At 68.5% G+C, this 13063-nt stretch carries 16 protein-coding genes; 6 read left to right on the plus strand and 10 right to left on the minus strand.

The features are described 5' to 3' along the window. Window positions 1–5: 5 nt before the first annotated feature. The gene (pyk, locus tag KBY71_RS05480) at window positions 6–1790 is read right to left on the minus strand and encodes a pyruvate kinase (RefSeq protein ID WP_254927949.1); all 1785 of its coding nucleotides are present in this window, start codon (window positions 1788–1790) and stop codon (window positions 6–8) included. 57 nt (window positions 1791–1847) lie between these two features. Between pyk and KBY71_RS05485 the strand changes: the two genes are divergently transcribed. Both KBY71_RS05485 and KBY71_RS05490 read left to right on the plus strand, forming a co-directional pair. Then, a complete protein-coding gene (locus KBY71_RS05485; RefSeq protein ID WP_254927950.1) occupies window positions 1848–2177 on the plus strand; it encodes a nucleoside triphosphate pyrophosphohydrolase family protein in 330 nt (109 codons plus the stop codon). Then, complete coding sequence (locus KBY71_RS05490) at window positions 2174–2641, plus strand: hypothetical protein (protein WP_396095074.1); 468 nt, start codon at window positions 2174–2176, stop codon at window positions 2639–2641. Before KBY71_RS05485 ends, KBY71_RS05490 begins: the two co-directional genes overlap by 4 nt. Window positions 2642–2648: 7 nt before the next feature. Here the strand turns inward: KBY71_RS05490 and KBY71_RS05495 are convergent, their stop codons facing one another. From KBY71_RS05495 to ilvA, 3 genes are read right to left on the minus strand one after another with little or no spacing between them, the layout of a single operon-like run. Continuing rightward, on the minus strand, window positions 2649–2936 hold the full coding sequence (locus KBY71_RS05495) for a YggT family protein (protein WP_254927951.1): 288 nt from the start codon (window positions 2934–2936) through the stop codon (window positions 2649–2651). Window positions 2937–2974: 38 nt separating this feature from the next. Beyond that, window positions 2975–3580, minus strand: a complete 606-nt coding sequence (gene scpB, locus KBY71_RS05500) for an SMC-Scp complex subunit ScpB (RefSeq protein ID WP_254927952.1) — start codon at window positions 3578–3580, stop codon at window positions 2975–2977. Between the two features lie 28 nt (window positions 3581–3608). Further along, entirely contained in the window at window positions 3609–5180 is a 1572-nt protein-coding gene (gene ilvA, locus KBY71_RS05505; RefSeq protein WP_254927953.1) for a threonine ammonia-lyase, biosynthetic, read from the minus strand. Window positions 5181–5253: 73 nt separating this feature from the next. Here ilvA and dxs point away from each other — a divergent pair, with 73 nt between their 5' ends. Together dxs and KBY71_RS05515 are read left to right on the plus strand one after the other, a co-directional pair. Next, window positions 5254–7182 carry a 1-deoxy-D-xylulose-5-phosphate synthase gene (gene dxs / locus KBY71_RS05510; protein WP_254927954.1) on the plus strand — a complete coding sequence of 643 codons (1929 nt, stop codon included), beginning with the start codon at window positions 5254–5256 and terminating at the stop codon, window positions 7180–7182. Window positions 7183–7226: 44 nt separating this feature from the next. Continuing rightward, window positions 7227–8399: an NAD(P)/FAD-dependent oxidoreductase gene (locus tag KBY71_RS05515; protein ID WP_315858526.1), complete on the plus strand. Its 1173-nt coding sequence runs from the start codon at window positions 7227–7229 to the stop codon at window positions 8397–8399. A gap of 19 nt (window positions 8400–8418) precedes the next feature. Here the strand turns inward: KBY71_RS05515 and psaK are convergent, their stop codons facing one another. Genes psaK through KBY71_RS05535 form a run of 4 tightly spaced genes read right to left on the minus strand, consistent with a single transcriptional unit; the run spans window position 8419 to window position 10463 of the window. Then, window positions 8419–8676 carry a photosystem I reaction center subunit PsaK gene (gene psaK / locus KBY71_RS05520; protein ID WP_190389438.1) on the minus strand — a complete coding sequence of 86 codons (258 nt, stop codon included), beginning with the start codon at window positions 8674–8676 and terminating at the stop codon, window positions 8419–8421. Window positions 8677–8731: 55 nt separating this feature from the next. Beyond that, window positions 8732–9832 carry a transporter substrate-binding domain-containing protein gene (locus KBY71_RS05525; RefSeq protein ID WP_254927956.1) on the minus strand — a complete coding sequence of 367 codons (1101 nt, stop codon included), beginning with the start codon at window positions 9830–9832 and terminating at the stop codon, window positions 8732–8734. Next, window positions 9832–10161 (minus strand): DUF3593 domain-containing protein, encoded by a 330-nt coding sequence (locus KBY71_RS05530; protein WP_254927957.1) that lies wholly within the window; start codon window positions 10159–10161, stop codon window positions 9832–9834. Before KBY71_RS05530 ends, KBY71_RS05525 begins: the two co-directional genes overlap by 1 nt. Continuing rightward, entirely contained in the window at window positions 10158–10463 is a 306-nt protein-coding gene (locus KBY71_RS05535) for a DUF2499 domain-containing protein (RefSeq protein WP_254927958.1), read from the minus strand. Before KBY71_RS05535 ends, KBY71_RS05530 begins: the two co-directional genes overlap by 4 nt. A gap of 50 nt (window positions 10464–10513) precedes the next feature. Between KBY71_RS05535 and csaB the strand changes: the two genes are divergently transcribed. Then, on the plus strand, window positions 10514–11623 hold the full coding sequence (csaB, locus tag KBY71_RS05540) for a polysaccharide pyruvyl transferase CsaB (protein ID WP_254927959.1): 1110 nt from the start codon (window positions 10514–10516) through the stop codon (window positions 11621–11623). Window positions 11624–11631: 8 nt separating this feature from the next. Then, window positions 11632–12207 carry a C39 family peptidase gene (locus tag KBY71_RS05545; RefSeq protein ID WP_254927960.1) on the plus strand — a complete coding sequence of 192 codons (576 nt, stop codon included), beginning with the start codon at window positions 11632–11634 and terminating at the stop codon, window positions 12205–12207. 4 nt (window positions 12208–12211) lie between these two features. Here KBY71_RS05545 and KBY71_RS05550 read toward each other — a convergent pair whose 3' ends face one another. Together KBY71_RS05550 and rpmB are read right to left on the minus strand one after the other, a co-directional pair. After that, window positions 12212–12793, minus strand: coding sequence for a peroxiredoxin (locus tag KBY71_RS05550; RefSeq protein ID WP_254927961.1), 582 nt, complete (start codon window positions 12791–12793; stop codon window positions 12212–12214). Window positions 12794–12800: 7 nt separating this feature from the next. Then, window positions 12801–13037: a 50S ribosomal protein L28 gene (gene rpmB, locus KBY71_RS05555; protein WP_015108262.1), complete on the minus strand. Its 237-nt coding sequence runs from the start codon at window positions 13035–13037 to the stop codon at window positions 12801–12803. Between the last annotated feature and the right edge of the window lie 26 nt (window positions 13038–13063).

Raw genomic sequence — 13063 nt, forward strand, 5'->3', positions numbered from 1 at the left:
TGGGCCTAGACGATGGCGCCGCTGGGGTCTGGGTTGTGGCTGCGGGCACCGCGGTGCACTTCACCGCGGATCAGATCCAGGGTGACGATCTCCCCTTGGCGCAGGCTGGCAAAGGCGTTGTCCACCCCAACGATCGCCGGAATGCCGGTGCGCTGGGCGATCACGGCCGCGTGGCTCTCCACGCCGTCCGCTTCGGCGATCACCGCCTTGGCCTTGCGGATCGCCTCCACGTAGTCGGCCGTGCTGTCGCGCACCACCAGGATTTCACCGGGCTGAATCGCCGCAGCCGCTTCCGCGCTGTCCGCCAGGCGCACCCGGCCGCTCACCGACCCGCTGCCGATGCCGGTGCCCTTCGACAGCACCGCGGAGACGATGCCCACCTTGATGAAATCGGTGGAGCCACTCACGCCTGCGAGGGTGCCGGCGGTTTGCACGACCAGATCGCCGTCTTGGAGGAATCCCAGCTCGCGGGCCTTGCCCATGGCCAGGCTGAAGGTGCTGGTGGAGGAGCTCTGTTCCTCCACCAGCAGGGGATTGACGCCCCAGCAGAGTTGCAGTTGACGGGCCACATTCACCTCACTGGTGATCGCCAGGATCGGGGTGCTGGGACGGAACTTGCTGACGTTGCGGGCGGTGTATCCGCCCTTGGTGAGGGGCAAAATCGCGGCCGCATTGAGCTGGCGGGCGATGCTGCTCACCGCCTGGCAGATGGCATTGGGGATGGTGGTGGCCATGTGGCTGTCGAGCACCCGCTGGGGGTAGTCACGCTCAATCCGCTTGGCGATGGTGGCCATGGTGGCCACGGCTTCCACGGGGAAATCACCCACGGCGCTCTCGTTGGAGAGCATCACGGCGTCCGTGCCGTCGAGGATGGCATTGGCCACGTCGCTCACCTCGGCCCGGGTGGGACGGGGGCAGCTCACCATCGAATCGAGCATCTGGGTGGCGGTGATCACCGGGATGCCGAGGCTGTTGGCCTTGCGGATCAGCTCCTTCTGCAGCAGGGGCACTTCCTCAGCGGGCATCTCCACCCCGAGGTCGCCGCGGGCCACCATCACCCCGTCACAGAGGGGCAGGATGTCGTCGATCTGATCAATGGCTTCGAATTTCTCGATCTTGGCCACCACAGGGGTCTGGTGGCCGTGGCTGCGGATCAGCTCGCGGATCTCCCGCATGTCGGAGGGGTTGCGCACAAAGCTGAGCGCCACCCAGTCCACCCCCTGCTGCAGGCCGAAAGCGAGGTCGATGCGGTCTTTCTCGGTCAGCGCCCGGATCGACAGCTGCACATCCGGGAAATTGACCCCCTTGTTGTTGGAGAGCACGCCCCCCACGGTGACGCTGCAATAGAGGGTCTGCTGGGCGTTGTCGACCCGGTCGACCACCATCTCCACCCGGCCGTCATCCAGCAGGATCCGGCTGCCAGGCACCACCTCATCGGCGAGCTTGTCGTAGGTGACCGTGGCAATCGCCTGATTGCAGGCCACATCGCGGGACGTCAGCGTGAAGGGATCGCCCTTGGCCAGGGTGATGGGCCCATCGGCGAAGCGGCCCAGGCGGATCTTCGGGCCCTGGAGGTCTTGCAGGATGCCGATCTCGATGCCCAGCTCGGTGGCCACCTGGCGGATCGTGGCGATGCGAGCCGCGTGCTCGCTGTGGTCGCCGTGGGAGAAATTGAGGCGGAAGGTGGTGGCACCGGCGGCGATCAACTCGCGCAGCCGTTCGGGGGATTCCGTGGCGGGCCCGATCGTGGCCACGATCTTGGTGCGACGCATGAGATCGGGCTGGGGCATCAACACGCCATCAGACAGCTGGAAACTACCATCCAGGCCTGCAACGGGCTGCCCCAGTTGGATTTCCAGGCCTACCAGGAGCGCTCCCGCGCCACGGCTCGCTACCCCGAGGCCGGTGCCAACCCCATCTACCCCACCCTCGGCCTGTGCGGCGAGGCCGGCGAGGTGGCGGACAAGGTCAAAAAGGTGCTGCGCGATCAGAACGGTGCCTTCAGCCCGGAGGTGATTGCCGCCCTGGAACTGGAGCTGGGCGATGTGCTCTGGTACGTGGCCCAGCTGGCCACCGAGCTGGGTCTGGAGCTCGATCAGATTGCCCAGGCCAACCTCGACAAACTCGCCAGCCGTGCCGCCCGTAACGTGATTGCAGGCAGCGGTGATACGCGGTGATCAGGCTTGTGCTGGCTCCCCTTCTGGCGGCTCTGCTGCTGCTGGCTCCCCCCGCCGCCTGGGCGGCTGACCTGCAGGTGTCGGAGGTGACCCTCGAGCCCTGCCCCACGGAGGATGTGGGTGCCCAGCCCGAGTTGCGGCGCCCCGCTGGAGCCAGCTGCTACGCCCTGCGGGGCACGGTGCTGAATCTGGGCCGCAAGCCGGTGGTGGACACCGATGTGTTTGCCCTGATCGTGGATTCCAGCGGCGAACCGGTGCTGCAGAACCGCACCCGGGTGGGCTCGATCGGCGACGTGCCACCGGGCAGCTCAGCCTTCGCGCTGCGGCTCTCGGTGCCGGCCGGTACGCCGGGTCCGCTGAGTTTCCGCAACGTCAAAGCCCGGGGCTTCAGTGCCCCGGTGCGCACCCGGGCCGGAGAGGACGACGAACTGCTGCCCCTGGAACAGGCCCTGGCGGCTCAGTAACCCCAGCTCAGTAGCCTGAGCTGAGCAGCGACACACTGGCACCTTCCAGCAGGCTCTGGGCCAGCTGCAACACGATGAAGGCCACGATGGCTGAGAGATCAAGGCCCCCCAGGGGCGGGATCAGGCCGCGGAAGGCGTTCAGGTAGGGGTCGGTGATCGAGCTCACCGTAGAGAGCACGGGGTTACCCCAGTCGAGGTTGGGGAACCAGCTGAGCAGCACCCGCACCAGCAGCACCAGGGTGTAGATGCTCAGGGTCTGGGCCAGCACCTGCAGCAGAAAACTCAGCGCGTCCATGGATGGTGCTCGTCGGCGGAAGGCTCGGTGGTGGAACTCTAGGCAGCCTCTTCCCAGCCTTCATCCTGGGTTGGTGATGGCTCCGGGGCTGGGGCCGGCTCGGGTTCGGTCCCTTCGGCCTTGATCGCCCTGGCGCGGGGCTGCAGGTCGGCGGCCTTGACGGCGAAGGTGCGGTGGAATTTCTCGCTCAGGGTGAGCCAGAAGGAGCGCCCTTCACTCTGGCGCTTGCGTTCGATGAAGTCCTGGGCCAGCAGTTCCTTGATGTGGTCGTAGGCGCCGGAGCCGCGCAGCTCCACCAAATCCGACTGGAGGATGCGTTTCTTGAGCGCAATGGTGGCGAGGGTGCGCAGGGCGGCGGTGGAGAGGTCCACCGGCAGCAGGTTCTGCACCAGGTCGCCGAGGCCGTCGCGCAGCTGCAGGCTGTAGCGGGTTCCCTCCTGGCGCACCTCCAGGGCGGTGTCGCGGTGGGCGTAATCCGTGATCAGGGTGATCAGCCCCAACTCGGCTTCTTCGCGGCTCACGGCGGCGATCTCGGCCAGCTCGGCCAGGCTCATGGGCCGGCCCTTGAGATAGAGGATGGCCTCCATCCGCGCCGGCAGCGAGAGACCCTGGATCGCCTCAGTGGCCGCTGAGCCTGTGTGCATGGCCGCACGGTACCGCAGCTGTTCGGGCTCAGGCCAGGGCTGGCAAGGAGGCGGTGCTGGGGCCCAGAAACAGCCGGTAGGCCGGGTTTTCGGTCTCATCCCAGTGCTGGTAGTCGAGCCCCTTGAGGAACTCCTGCCAGGCGGCCCTCTCCCCGTGGGGCACCTGCACCCCCACCACGATGCGGCCCACGTCGGCTCCGTGGTTGCGGTAGTGAAAGATGCTGATGTTCCAGCTGGCGTGCAGGGCGTTCACGAACGCCATCAGGGCTCCGGGCTTTTCGGGAAACTCGAAGCGGTAGAGCAGTTCCTCCCCCTGCTCGAGGGCAGCTCCGGCACTGGCAGGCAGGCGTCCACCCACCATGTGGCGCAGGTGCAGCTTGGCCAGTTCGTCCTTGGAGAGGTCCAGGCAGGGGAAGCCCGCCCGGCGCACGTCGTGGATCAGGGCCTGTTCATCGGCGCTGCCGCTGGTCTGCACCCCCACAAAGATGTGGGCCACCCGCGGATCGGCCAGCCGATAGCTGAATTCGGTGAGGCTGCGTTGGCCCAGCACGCCACAGAAGCGTCGCAGGCTGCCGGTTTGCTCGGGAATTTCCACCGCCAGCATGGCCTCGCGGTCTTCGCCGATCTCGGTGCGTTCGGCCACGAAGCGCAGCCGATCGAAATTCATGTTGGCGCCGCAGGCCACCGCCACCAGGGTGAGGCCATGGAGCCCCTGCTGGGCCACATCCCGTTTCATGCCCGCCACCGCCAGGGCGCCAGCCGGTTCGAGGATCGAGCGGGTGTCCTCGAACACGTCCTTGATGGCGGCGCAGATGGCATCGGTGTCCACGGTGACCATGCGATCCACCGTCTGCTGGGCCAGGGCAAAGGTGTGCTCGCCCACCTGGCGCACGGCCACCCCGTCGGCAAACAGACCCACCTGCTCCAGCTGCACCCGTTCTCCGGCAGCCAGGGAACGGGTCATGGCATCCGCATCCACCGGCTCCACCCCCACGATCTGCACCTGGGGCCAGAGGGTTTTCACGTAGGCGCCGATGCCGGCAATCAGGCCGCCCCCGCCCACGGCCACATAGATCACATCCGGCGGTGAGGAGCACTGGCGCAGGATCTCCAGGCCGATCGTGCCCTGGCCGGCGATCACATCTGGATCGTCGAAGGGGTGGATGAAGGTGAGCCCCCGTTCCGTCCCCAGGCGGATGGCCTCGGTGCAGGCGGCGTCGTAGTTGTCGCCGTGCAACACCACCTCGGCGCCACGGGCGGCCACGGCCTTCACCTTCATTTCCGGCGTGGTGACCGGCATCACGATCACGGCGCGGCAGTCCAGCTTCTGGGCCCCGAGGGCCACCCCCTGGGCATGGTTGCCGGCGCTGGCGGCGATCACGCCGCGCTCCAGTTCGGCGGCGCTGAGCCCGGCCATTTTGTTGTAGGCGCCGCGCAGCTTGAAGCTGAACACCGGCTGCAGGTCTTCGCGCTTCAGCAGCACCCGGTTGTGCAGGCGCGCCGAGAGATTCGGGGCGGGATCGAGGGGGGATTCGATCGCCACGTCGTACACCCGCGCCCGCAGGATGCGCTGCAAATAGCTCTGGGGGGCCTCGCTCATGGCACCAGTGTCGCAATCGGCACCTTCGGGCGGGTGCAAAGGCCTAGATTGCACCCCACCTCCAGGGTTGTGCATGCATCTCAGCGAGCTGAATCATCCGAATCAGCTGCACGGCCTGAGCACGCCAGAGCTCGAAGCCATTGCCCGCCAGATCCGGGAGCGGCATCTCGAGGTGGTGAGCACCAGCGGCGGTCATCTCGGCCCGGGCCTCGGGGTGGTGGAACTCACCCTGGCCCTCTACCAAACCCTCGACCTTGACCACGACAAGGTGGTGTGGGACGTGGGGCACCAGGCCTATCCCCACAAGTTGGTGACGGGCCGCTACAAAACCTTCGACAGCCTGCGCCAGAAGGACGGTGTGGCGGGCTATCTCAAGCGCTGTGAGAGCCGCTTTGACCACTTCGGCGCCGGCCACGCCAGCACCTCGATTTCGGCGGCCCTGGGCATGGCCCTGGCCCGGGATCGGCGCGGTGAAGACTTCAAATGCGTGGCGGTGATCGGCGATGGCGCCCTCACCGGGGGCATGGCCCTGGAGGCCATCAACCACGCCGGCCACCTGCCCAACACCAAGCTGCTGGTGGTGCTGAACGACAACGACATGTCGATCAGTCCTCCGGTGGGCGCCCTCTCCACCTATCTCAACCGGATGCGGCTGAGCCCGCCGCTCCAGTTTCTGCAGGGCAATGCCGAGGAGGCGATCAAGCACCTCCCCTTCCTGCACGGCGAGCTGCCCACCGAGCTCAAAACCCTCAAAGAGAGCATGAAGCGCCTGGCGGTGCCCAAGGTGGGTGCCGTGTTCGAGGAGCTGGGCTTCACCTACATCGGCCCGATCGATGGGCACGACATCGCCGGGATGGTGCGCACTTTCGAGCAGGCCCACCGCACCGAGGGGCCCGTGTTGGTGCACGTGGCCACCACCAAGGGCAAGGGCTACGCCTACGCCGAAGCCGACCAGGTGGGCTACCACGCCCAGAGCGCCTTTGATCTGGCCACCGGCAAGGCCTATCCCTCCAGCAAGCCCAAGCCCCCCAGCTACAGCAAGGTGTTCGGCCAGACGCTGGTGAAGCTCTGCGAACAGGACCCCACCGTGGTGGGCATCACCGCCGCCATGGCCACCGGCACCGGCCTGGATCTGCTGGAGAAGGCCCTGCCGGACCAGTATTTCGATGTGGGCATCGCCGAACAGCACGCAGTCACCATGGCGGCGGGCATGGCCTGCGAGGGGCTCAAGCCGGTGGTGGCGATCTACAGCACCTTCCTGCAGCGCGCCTTCGACCAGCTCATCCATGACGTGGGCATCCAGAACCTGCCTGTCACCTTTGTGCTCGACCGGGCGGGCCTGGTGGGGGCCGATGGCCCCACCCACCAGGGCCAATACGACATCAGCTACTTGCGGGCCATCCCCAATTTCACGGTGATGGCGCCCAAGGATGAGGCCGAGCTGCAGCGCATGCTCGTGACCTCCATCCACCACAGCGGCCCCTGTGCCTTGCGCATTCCCCGGGGAGAAGGGGAGGGTGTGCCCCTGGCGGAGGAGGGCTTCGAACCCCTGGAGATCGGCCGCGGTGAGCTGCTCACCGACGGCGACGACCTGCTGATCGTGGCCTACGGCGCCATGGTGGCCCCGGCGATGGCCACCGCCGGCCTACTGCAAGAACAGGGCGTGCGCGCCGCCGTGATCAATGCCCGCTTCCTGCGGCCCCTCGATGAGGCCCTGATCCTGCCGATGGCCCAGCGCATCGGCAAGGTGGTGACGATGGAGGAAGGCGCCCTCGCCGGTGGCTTTGGGGCCGCGGTGGTGGAAACCCTCGTCGACCACGACGTGCTGGTGCCCGTGCTGCGGATCGGCATTCCCGACGTGCTGGTGGACCATGCCAGCCCCGACCAGAGCAAGCAGAGCCTGGGCCTCACCCCGCCCCAGATGGCCGATCGCATCCTGGAGCGCTTCGCCGCCGTGCTGTCGTCCAAGCGCACGGGTGCTGCCCAGCCTGTCGCCGTCTGAGCCTGCGTCCCATCGCTTCTGTCGACGCGGGCTGTGAGGTGCTGGTGGTCGGTGCTGGCCCAGCCGGTGCCGAGCTGGCTCGCCTGCTGGCGCTTGCCGGTGTGGATGTGGTGCTGGTGGATCGCCTCAGCGACCTGCGTCAGGCCGCCTTCAGCAGTGCGGCCCTGCCCCTGGATGCCGTGGAGCGCTACGGCCTGCCGCCCCAGGTGGTGGCCGCCCGCTGGAGCGGCTGGCAGCTGGTGGGGCCGGGGGATCAGCGGCGCCACTGGAGTGCGGCCCAGCCCCTGGGGGCCGTGCTGGATTTCGGCGCCCTGCGCCAGTGGTTGGCGGATCAGGCCCTCGGCTGGGGTGCGCGGCTGCAGCTGGGGGTCACGGCCCTGGGCTGGCAGATGGAGCCTTCAGGCAGCTGCATCACCTGGGTGCGGGATGGCTCGGGCGTCCGTCGCGGCATCCGCAGCCGCTGGGTGGTGGATGCCAGCGGTGAAGGCCGGGCCCTGATCGGTGAACCCCCTGGCCAGGACGATCCTTTGGTGGCCGGCCTGGGGGTGGAGTGGTTGCTGCAGGTGAGCCCGGAGGTTTCTGCCGCCTGGGCGGATCGGCTCAGCTTTTTCCTCGGCAGCCACTGGGTGCAGCAGGGCTACGGCTGGGTGTTCCCGATGGCACCGGGACAGCTCAAGGTGGGGGTGTGCCGCCTCCAGGATCAGGGCCGCGATCAGCGGCCGCTGGGGCAGGAACTCGGGGCCTTGCTGCAGCGCAGCGGCCTGGAGGGAGCACTGGTGCTCGACCGCCACGGCGGGCGCATCCGCAGCACGGTGCGTCGCCGCGAGCGGCATCGCCAGGGCCCGTTGATCGGCCTGGGGGATGCGGTGAGCACCGCCAACCTGCTGGGTGGCGAGGGCATTCGCCATGCCCTGGCCAGTGCCCGGGTGTTGGCGCCCCTGCTGCTGCAGGCTCTGGCTCGCCCGCAGGACCCAGCCCAGCTGGATCGCTACCCAGCCCTGCTGCGACGAGAGCTGGGCTGGCGTTGGAGCCTGAGCGGCCGATTGGCGCGCCGCACCTGGCTCGGCCTGGCCGGCGAGCGGGGGGATCGCCGCCTGGAGCGGTTGCTGCAGGGACTGCAGACCACAACGGCGGAGGATCTCTCCGCCCTGTTGTTTCACTACCGCTTTGAGCGCTATGGGCTCAAGGCGTTGCCCTATCTGCTCGGCTGGCGCTGATCACGCCCGTGCTGCGCCCCTAGACGACGCCGCGGGAGGCCAGGCCCAGGATGGCGCCCATGCCGAGGATGTGGCCCAGGCTCAGGGTGCCGAGCATGGCGCCATGGCCGAAGCCGCCGAACAGGCTGGGGCTGGGCAGTTGCAGGCCCACGTTGGGGTGCTTGATCGTGGCCTTGCCGATCGCAATGGCGATCACGTTGCAGACGATCATCACCAGCGCCACCTTGGGAGACCAGGTGATGGAGGCGGGGGCCAGAGCCAGAAGCGGAGCGATCATGGAACGGATGCCGACGCCCCATCTTCCGGGTCCGTTCGCTTCGGGGGCCTGCTGCTTAAGACTTGTTCATTGCCTGTTGCCGCAGCCGCGTCACCACCCCATCGCGTTTGAGACGGCCGAGGGCCACGTTGATGCGGTTCGCCTGGTTGTCGCTCAGTGCCGGTGACAGGGCAAAGGCCTGGGACTGGGGGTTGAGCTGGCGCAGTGCCAGCCCATAGCGCTTGTGGGGCAGCTGGTGCAGCAGGTAGTCGAGCTGAATGTCATCGGCCATCACCGCATCCACCGCCCCACTGCCCAGGAGTGGGTCGGCCTGGGTGATCCGCTCCAGCGTCTGCAGCTGGATGGGCGGCTCGAGGCCGGTGGCGTTCAGCCGGCGCAACAGCTCGTCGCTCACGGTGCCCGGCCGCACCGCCACGCGCTGACCGGCCAGATCCTGGAGGTTGCGGAGGTTGCGGTTGGTGAGCTCCTGGTTGCCCCGCACCACATTCAGGGTGACGTAGCTCACCAACAGGGACGCGGTGACGATCCGCACCAGATAGGCGAGGAACACCAGGGTGTGGCCCCTTGCGCTCACCACCACCGTGTTGGTGCCGGGGCCGGTGGCCAGCACCTGGAAGATCAGGGCGAAAGCGCGCCGCCGCCCTACCTCCCACCGGGCGGGATTGCTGCCGTTGCGCTCCACCTGCCACACCCCGAGGCTCAGCAGGCTGATCAACACCAAATAAGCCAGCAGCAGCCTGATCAAATCGGGTGCCACCAGGGCCCGCAGCAGGGAGGTGCCCAGCTCCAGCTGGTTGCGTCGGGTCATCACCCCGAGCCCGGATTCCTGGAACGGCAGGGAAAAGCGCGTGGTGCTGAGCCGTTCCGGCGACACCGTGATGCAGCCGATGGCCACATCCAGATCCCCCCGGCGGGTGGCCTCCAGCAGGCTGGCGGCACTGTCGCCGGGCACCAGCACGTAGGGCAGCCGTTCCTGGTCGGCGATGCGTTGCCAGAGTTCCACGGCCATGCCGCTCCAGCTGCCCCGCTCCCGGTAGGAGCAGGGCTGGGCCCCATCGGCCACGCCCACCCGCAGCACGGCCGTTTGGGGTGGAGGAGCCGTCGCCATCACCGGTGCGGCTCCCAGGCTGAAGGCGAGGGCCAGGGCTCCCAGCATCACGGCTCTGGGCGGCGGGAGGTGACCACCGCCCCCACCCCGCTGAAGCCCAGCACCACCAGCAGGTTGGAGAGGGTGAGCAGGGATTCGGCCCCGCCGTGCAGCGGGTCCACATTGGCCAGCAGGGCGCCGTAGCGCAGTTGGGCCACCACGGCGGCGGCGATCGTGACCGCCACGAACACCAAGGTCATCTGGAATCCCCGCAGGGCAAGCCGCGGAAACCCCTCGATCCGCCCCGCCCACCAGAGGAAGGCCAGATAGGGCAGTAGCGACAGCACGAACAGGGGCGTGGGATCGATCCCGGCCAGCCAGCTGAGCAGCCCTGTCATGGGTTGGTTCGGCCCTGTTGCCGCATCAGGTTCCAGGCTGCCAGGGCCAGGGTGCCATTGCCGAGGGTCGTGAGCCCGGCCTGTAGCACCACCAGCCCCTGCAGGTCGGGGCTGTTGTCGAACAGGTGCCAGGTGCAGGCGGCCATGGCGCTCACCAGGGCGGGCAGCATGGCCAGGCTCAACCAGCGCCAGCCCCCTTCCTGCCGGCGGATTCCCACCTGTTGGATCGCCAGCATCGCCACCATCCACTCGAGCACCGAGGTGATGTGGATCCACCACGTGGGTAGGGAGAGGGCGTGCATGCCCTGATCCTCTCAGGGTGCGATGCTGATGGGGCGGTGAACCCCGGCTCGTGCGCGAGACCAGCCAGACGACCGACCAGGCCCGCCGGCGCGTGTTGCTGTGTGGCTACTACGGCGAGCACAACCTGGGCGACGACGCCTTGTTGGAGGTGCTGCTGGGCCAGTTGCCCGCCCACTGCCAGCCGTTGGTGACCGCCCATGACGGCGCGTTGGTGCAGGAGCGCTTCGGCGTGGAGACCGTGCCGCGCCGCTCCCTGCCCCTGGTGCTCAAGGCCCTGGGCCGCTGCGATGCCCTGGTGTTGGGCGGCGGCAGCCTGCTGCAGGACTCCACCAGCTTCCGCAGCCTCCTCTATTACGCCGCCCTGATCGCGGCGGCCCGGCTGGAGGGCAAGCCCGTGCTGCTCTGGGGCCAGGGCCTGGGGCCCTTGCGGCGCCGCCGCAGCCGGCTGCTGGTGGGCCGCCTGCTACGGCTGGCCACGGCGGTGAGCTGGCGGGATGGGGAGTCGGCCGCCCTGGCCAAGCGCTTGGGGCGCGAGGGGCCGGTGGGCAGTGATCCGGTGTGGGCCGTGCCGCCCCAGCCCTGGCGGGGCACCGGGGGCCCCCTGGTGTTGTGTTTTCGGCCCACCAAGCAGCTGCAGGGCCAGGCCTGGCGCCCCTACCTGGAGGCCCTCGATCAGGTGGCCGGCGCCCAGGATCGGGAGGTGATCTGGCTGCCCTTCCACGCCGGCCAGGACCGGGGGTTGCTGGCTGAACTGCTTCAGGCGGGGCTGCTGCCGGCTGGCCTGGCGGGCCGCAGCCGCGAGGTGTTGGCGGAGCGGCCCAGCGAAGCCATGGCGGTGTGCAGTGGTGCCGGACTGGTGGTGGCGATGCGCCTGCACGGGTTGATCCTGGCGGCCCTTTCCGGGGCGCCCTGCGCCGCCCTCAGTTACGACCCCAAGGTGGCCGCCGCCGCCGCTGCCCTGGGTTGCCCCTGCCAGGGCCTGGATCAGGCGCCGGCATCTGACGTTCAGTCCTCAGAGCTGCAGGCCCTTTTGCTGGCTTCCTGGAGCGCTGCCCTCGACACCCCGCCGCCAGCGGCTCGCTTGGCCGCGTTGCGCCAACAAACGGAGGTGCACCGCCAGGTGCTCCAGACCCTGGACGCCTCGGGCGGTGCTTGCTAGCAGGGGGTATGGGCTCCACCACCACCGGGGCGCTCGGCACCGTGCTGCCGGTGCGCCAGTACTACGTGCAAACCGACAGCGCCTTGCCAGGCCAGGCCTATCGGATGTGCTTTTCGAGTACTTGCGCCATGGCCGTCAAATACCTGCGGCCTGGCGCGTTGCTGGGCGCGAATGCCGACGACATCTATCTGCGCACGGTGTTGCGCTTCGGCGACACCACCTCCCCTTCGGCCCAGATCGCTGCCTGCGCCCACTACGGCATCGCGGCGCGCTTCGGCACCCACGGCACCAGCAGCCTGCTGCAGCGGGAGATCGATGCTGGCTTTCCGGTGGGTACGGGCTTTCTGCACCACGGCTCCAGCCAGGCTCCCCGCGGTGGCGGCCACTGGATCCTGGCGATTGGCTATGCACCGGCCGCTGGGGTGTTCAACGACCCCTATGGCGAGCTCAACAATCCCGCCGGCGGCTACGTGCAGGTGGGCCGGGGCGGCCACGCCGTGCGTTACAGCTGGCGCCACTGGTTGCCCCGCTGGGAGGTGGAAGGCCCCGGCAGTGGCTGGTTCATGACGTACCGGCTGGCCTAACGACCTACCGGCTGGACTGCAGCTCCTGCAGGCTGGCCAGCACTTCGGCGCTGTGGCCGCTGGGGCGCACCGCCACCCAGCTGGCCCGCAGTACGCCGGTGGGGTCGATCAGGAAGGTGTGGCGCTGGGAGAAGGGCGCGATCCAACTGCCGTAGGCGCGGCTCACGGTGCCGGCCGGGTCGGAGAGCAGGGGAAAGGCCAGGCCTTCGCTGCTGCAGAAGTCGGCGTGGGAGTCGGCGTCATCGGCACTCACCCCCACCACGGCCGCATTGGCGGCCTGGAAGGCGGCCAGATCCTTCTGGAAGCCGCGGGCCTCGAGGGTGCAGCCGCCGGTGAAATCCCGCGGGTAGAAGTAGAGCACCAGCCAGCGCCCGCGGAAATCCGCCAGGGTCAGCCGGGTGTCCAGGGCCTGGCCATCGGCGGCCGGCGCGATGCCGGGCAGGTCGAAATCGGGCGCCGGGGCGTTGAGGGTGGGCAGGGTGCCCCCCAAAGCCAAAGCCTGCCGGCCAAAGGCGAGCAGGCTTGAGGAGCCGGCAGATACCGGCAACAGAGCAACCAGGCGGTGCAGGAATGCCCGGCGTTGCATCAGGGGTTCAGATCTTGGCGAGGTTGACGCCGAGTTCCTTGGCGTAGGCGCCCAGGCCCTTCTTCTGGATGGTTTTGAGGGCGCGGGTGGAGACGCGCAGCTTCACGAAGCGGTTGCCCTCGGCCCACCACAGGCGACGCTCCTGCAGGTTCACCTGCTGGAGCTTCTTGGTGCGCACGTGGGAGTGCGACACGGCCATGCCGTTGTTGGCGCGCTTGCCGGTGAGCTGGCAGACCCGGGACATGACCGATTTCCGAAACGACTTGCAGG

It is taken from the genome of Cyanobium sp. T1B-Tous (assembly GCF_024345475.1).
Taxonomy (GTDB): domain Bacteria; phylum Cyanobacteriota; class Cyanobacteriia; order PCC-6307; family Cyanobiaceae; genus Cyanobium_A.

Excerpts from the sequence above, each read along its gene's own strand:
- pyk (WP_254927949.1), bottom strand. The coding sequence starts at position 1,790 with ATGCCCCAGCCCGATCTCATGCGTCGCACCAAGATCGTGGCCACGATC.
- KBY71_RS05495 (WP_254927951.1), bottom strand. The coding sequence starts at position 2,936 with ATGGACGCGCTGAGTTTTCTGCTGCAGGTGCTGGCCCAGACCCTGAGC.
- scpB (WP_254927952.1), bottom strand. The coding sequence starts at position 3,580 with ATGCACACAGGCTCAGCGGCCACTGAGGCGATCCAGGGTCTCTCGCTG.
- ilvA (WP_254927953.1), bottom strand. The coding sequence starts at position 5,180 with ATGAGCGAGGCCCCCCAGAGCTATTTGCAGCGCATCCTGCGGGCGCGG.
- dxs (WP_254927954.1), top strand. The coding sequence starts at position 5,254 with ATGCATCTCAGCGAGCTGAATCATCCGAATCAGCTGCACGGCCTGAGC.
- psaK (WP_190389438.1), bottom strand. The coding sequence starts at position 8,676 with ATGATCGCTCCGCTTCTGGCTCTGGCCCCCGCCTCCATCACCTGGTCT.
- KBY71_RS05525 (WP_254927956.1), bottom strand. The coding sequence starts at position 9,832 with ATGCTGGGAGCCCTGGCCCTCGCCTTCAGCCTGGGAGCCGCACCGGTG.
- KBY71_RS05530 (WP_254927957.1), bottom strand. The coding sequence starts at position 10,161 with ATGACAGGGCTGCTCAGCTGGCTGGCCGGGATCGATCCCACGCCCCTG.
- KBY71_RS05535 (WP_254927958.1), bottom strand. The coding sequence starts at position 10,463 with ATGCACGCCCTCTCCCTACCCACGTGGTGGATCCACATCACCTCGGTG.
- KBY71_RS05545 (WP_254927960.1), top strand. The coding sequence starts at position 11,632 with ATGGGCTCCACCACCACCGGGGCGCTCGGCACCGTGCTGCCGGTGCGC.
- KBY71_RS05550 (WP_254927961.1), bottom strand. The coding sequence starts at position 12,793 with ATGCAACGCCGGGCATTCCTGCACCGCCTGGTTGCTCTGTTGCCGGTA.
- rpmB (WP_015108262.1), bottom strand. The coding sequence starts at position 13,037 with ATGTCCCGGGTCTGCCAGCTCACCGGCAAGCGCGCCAACAACGGCATG.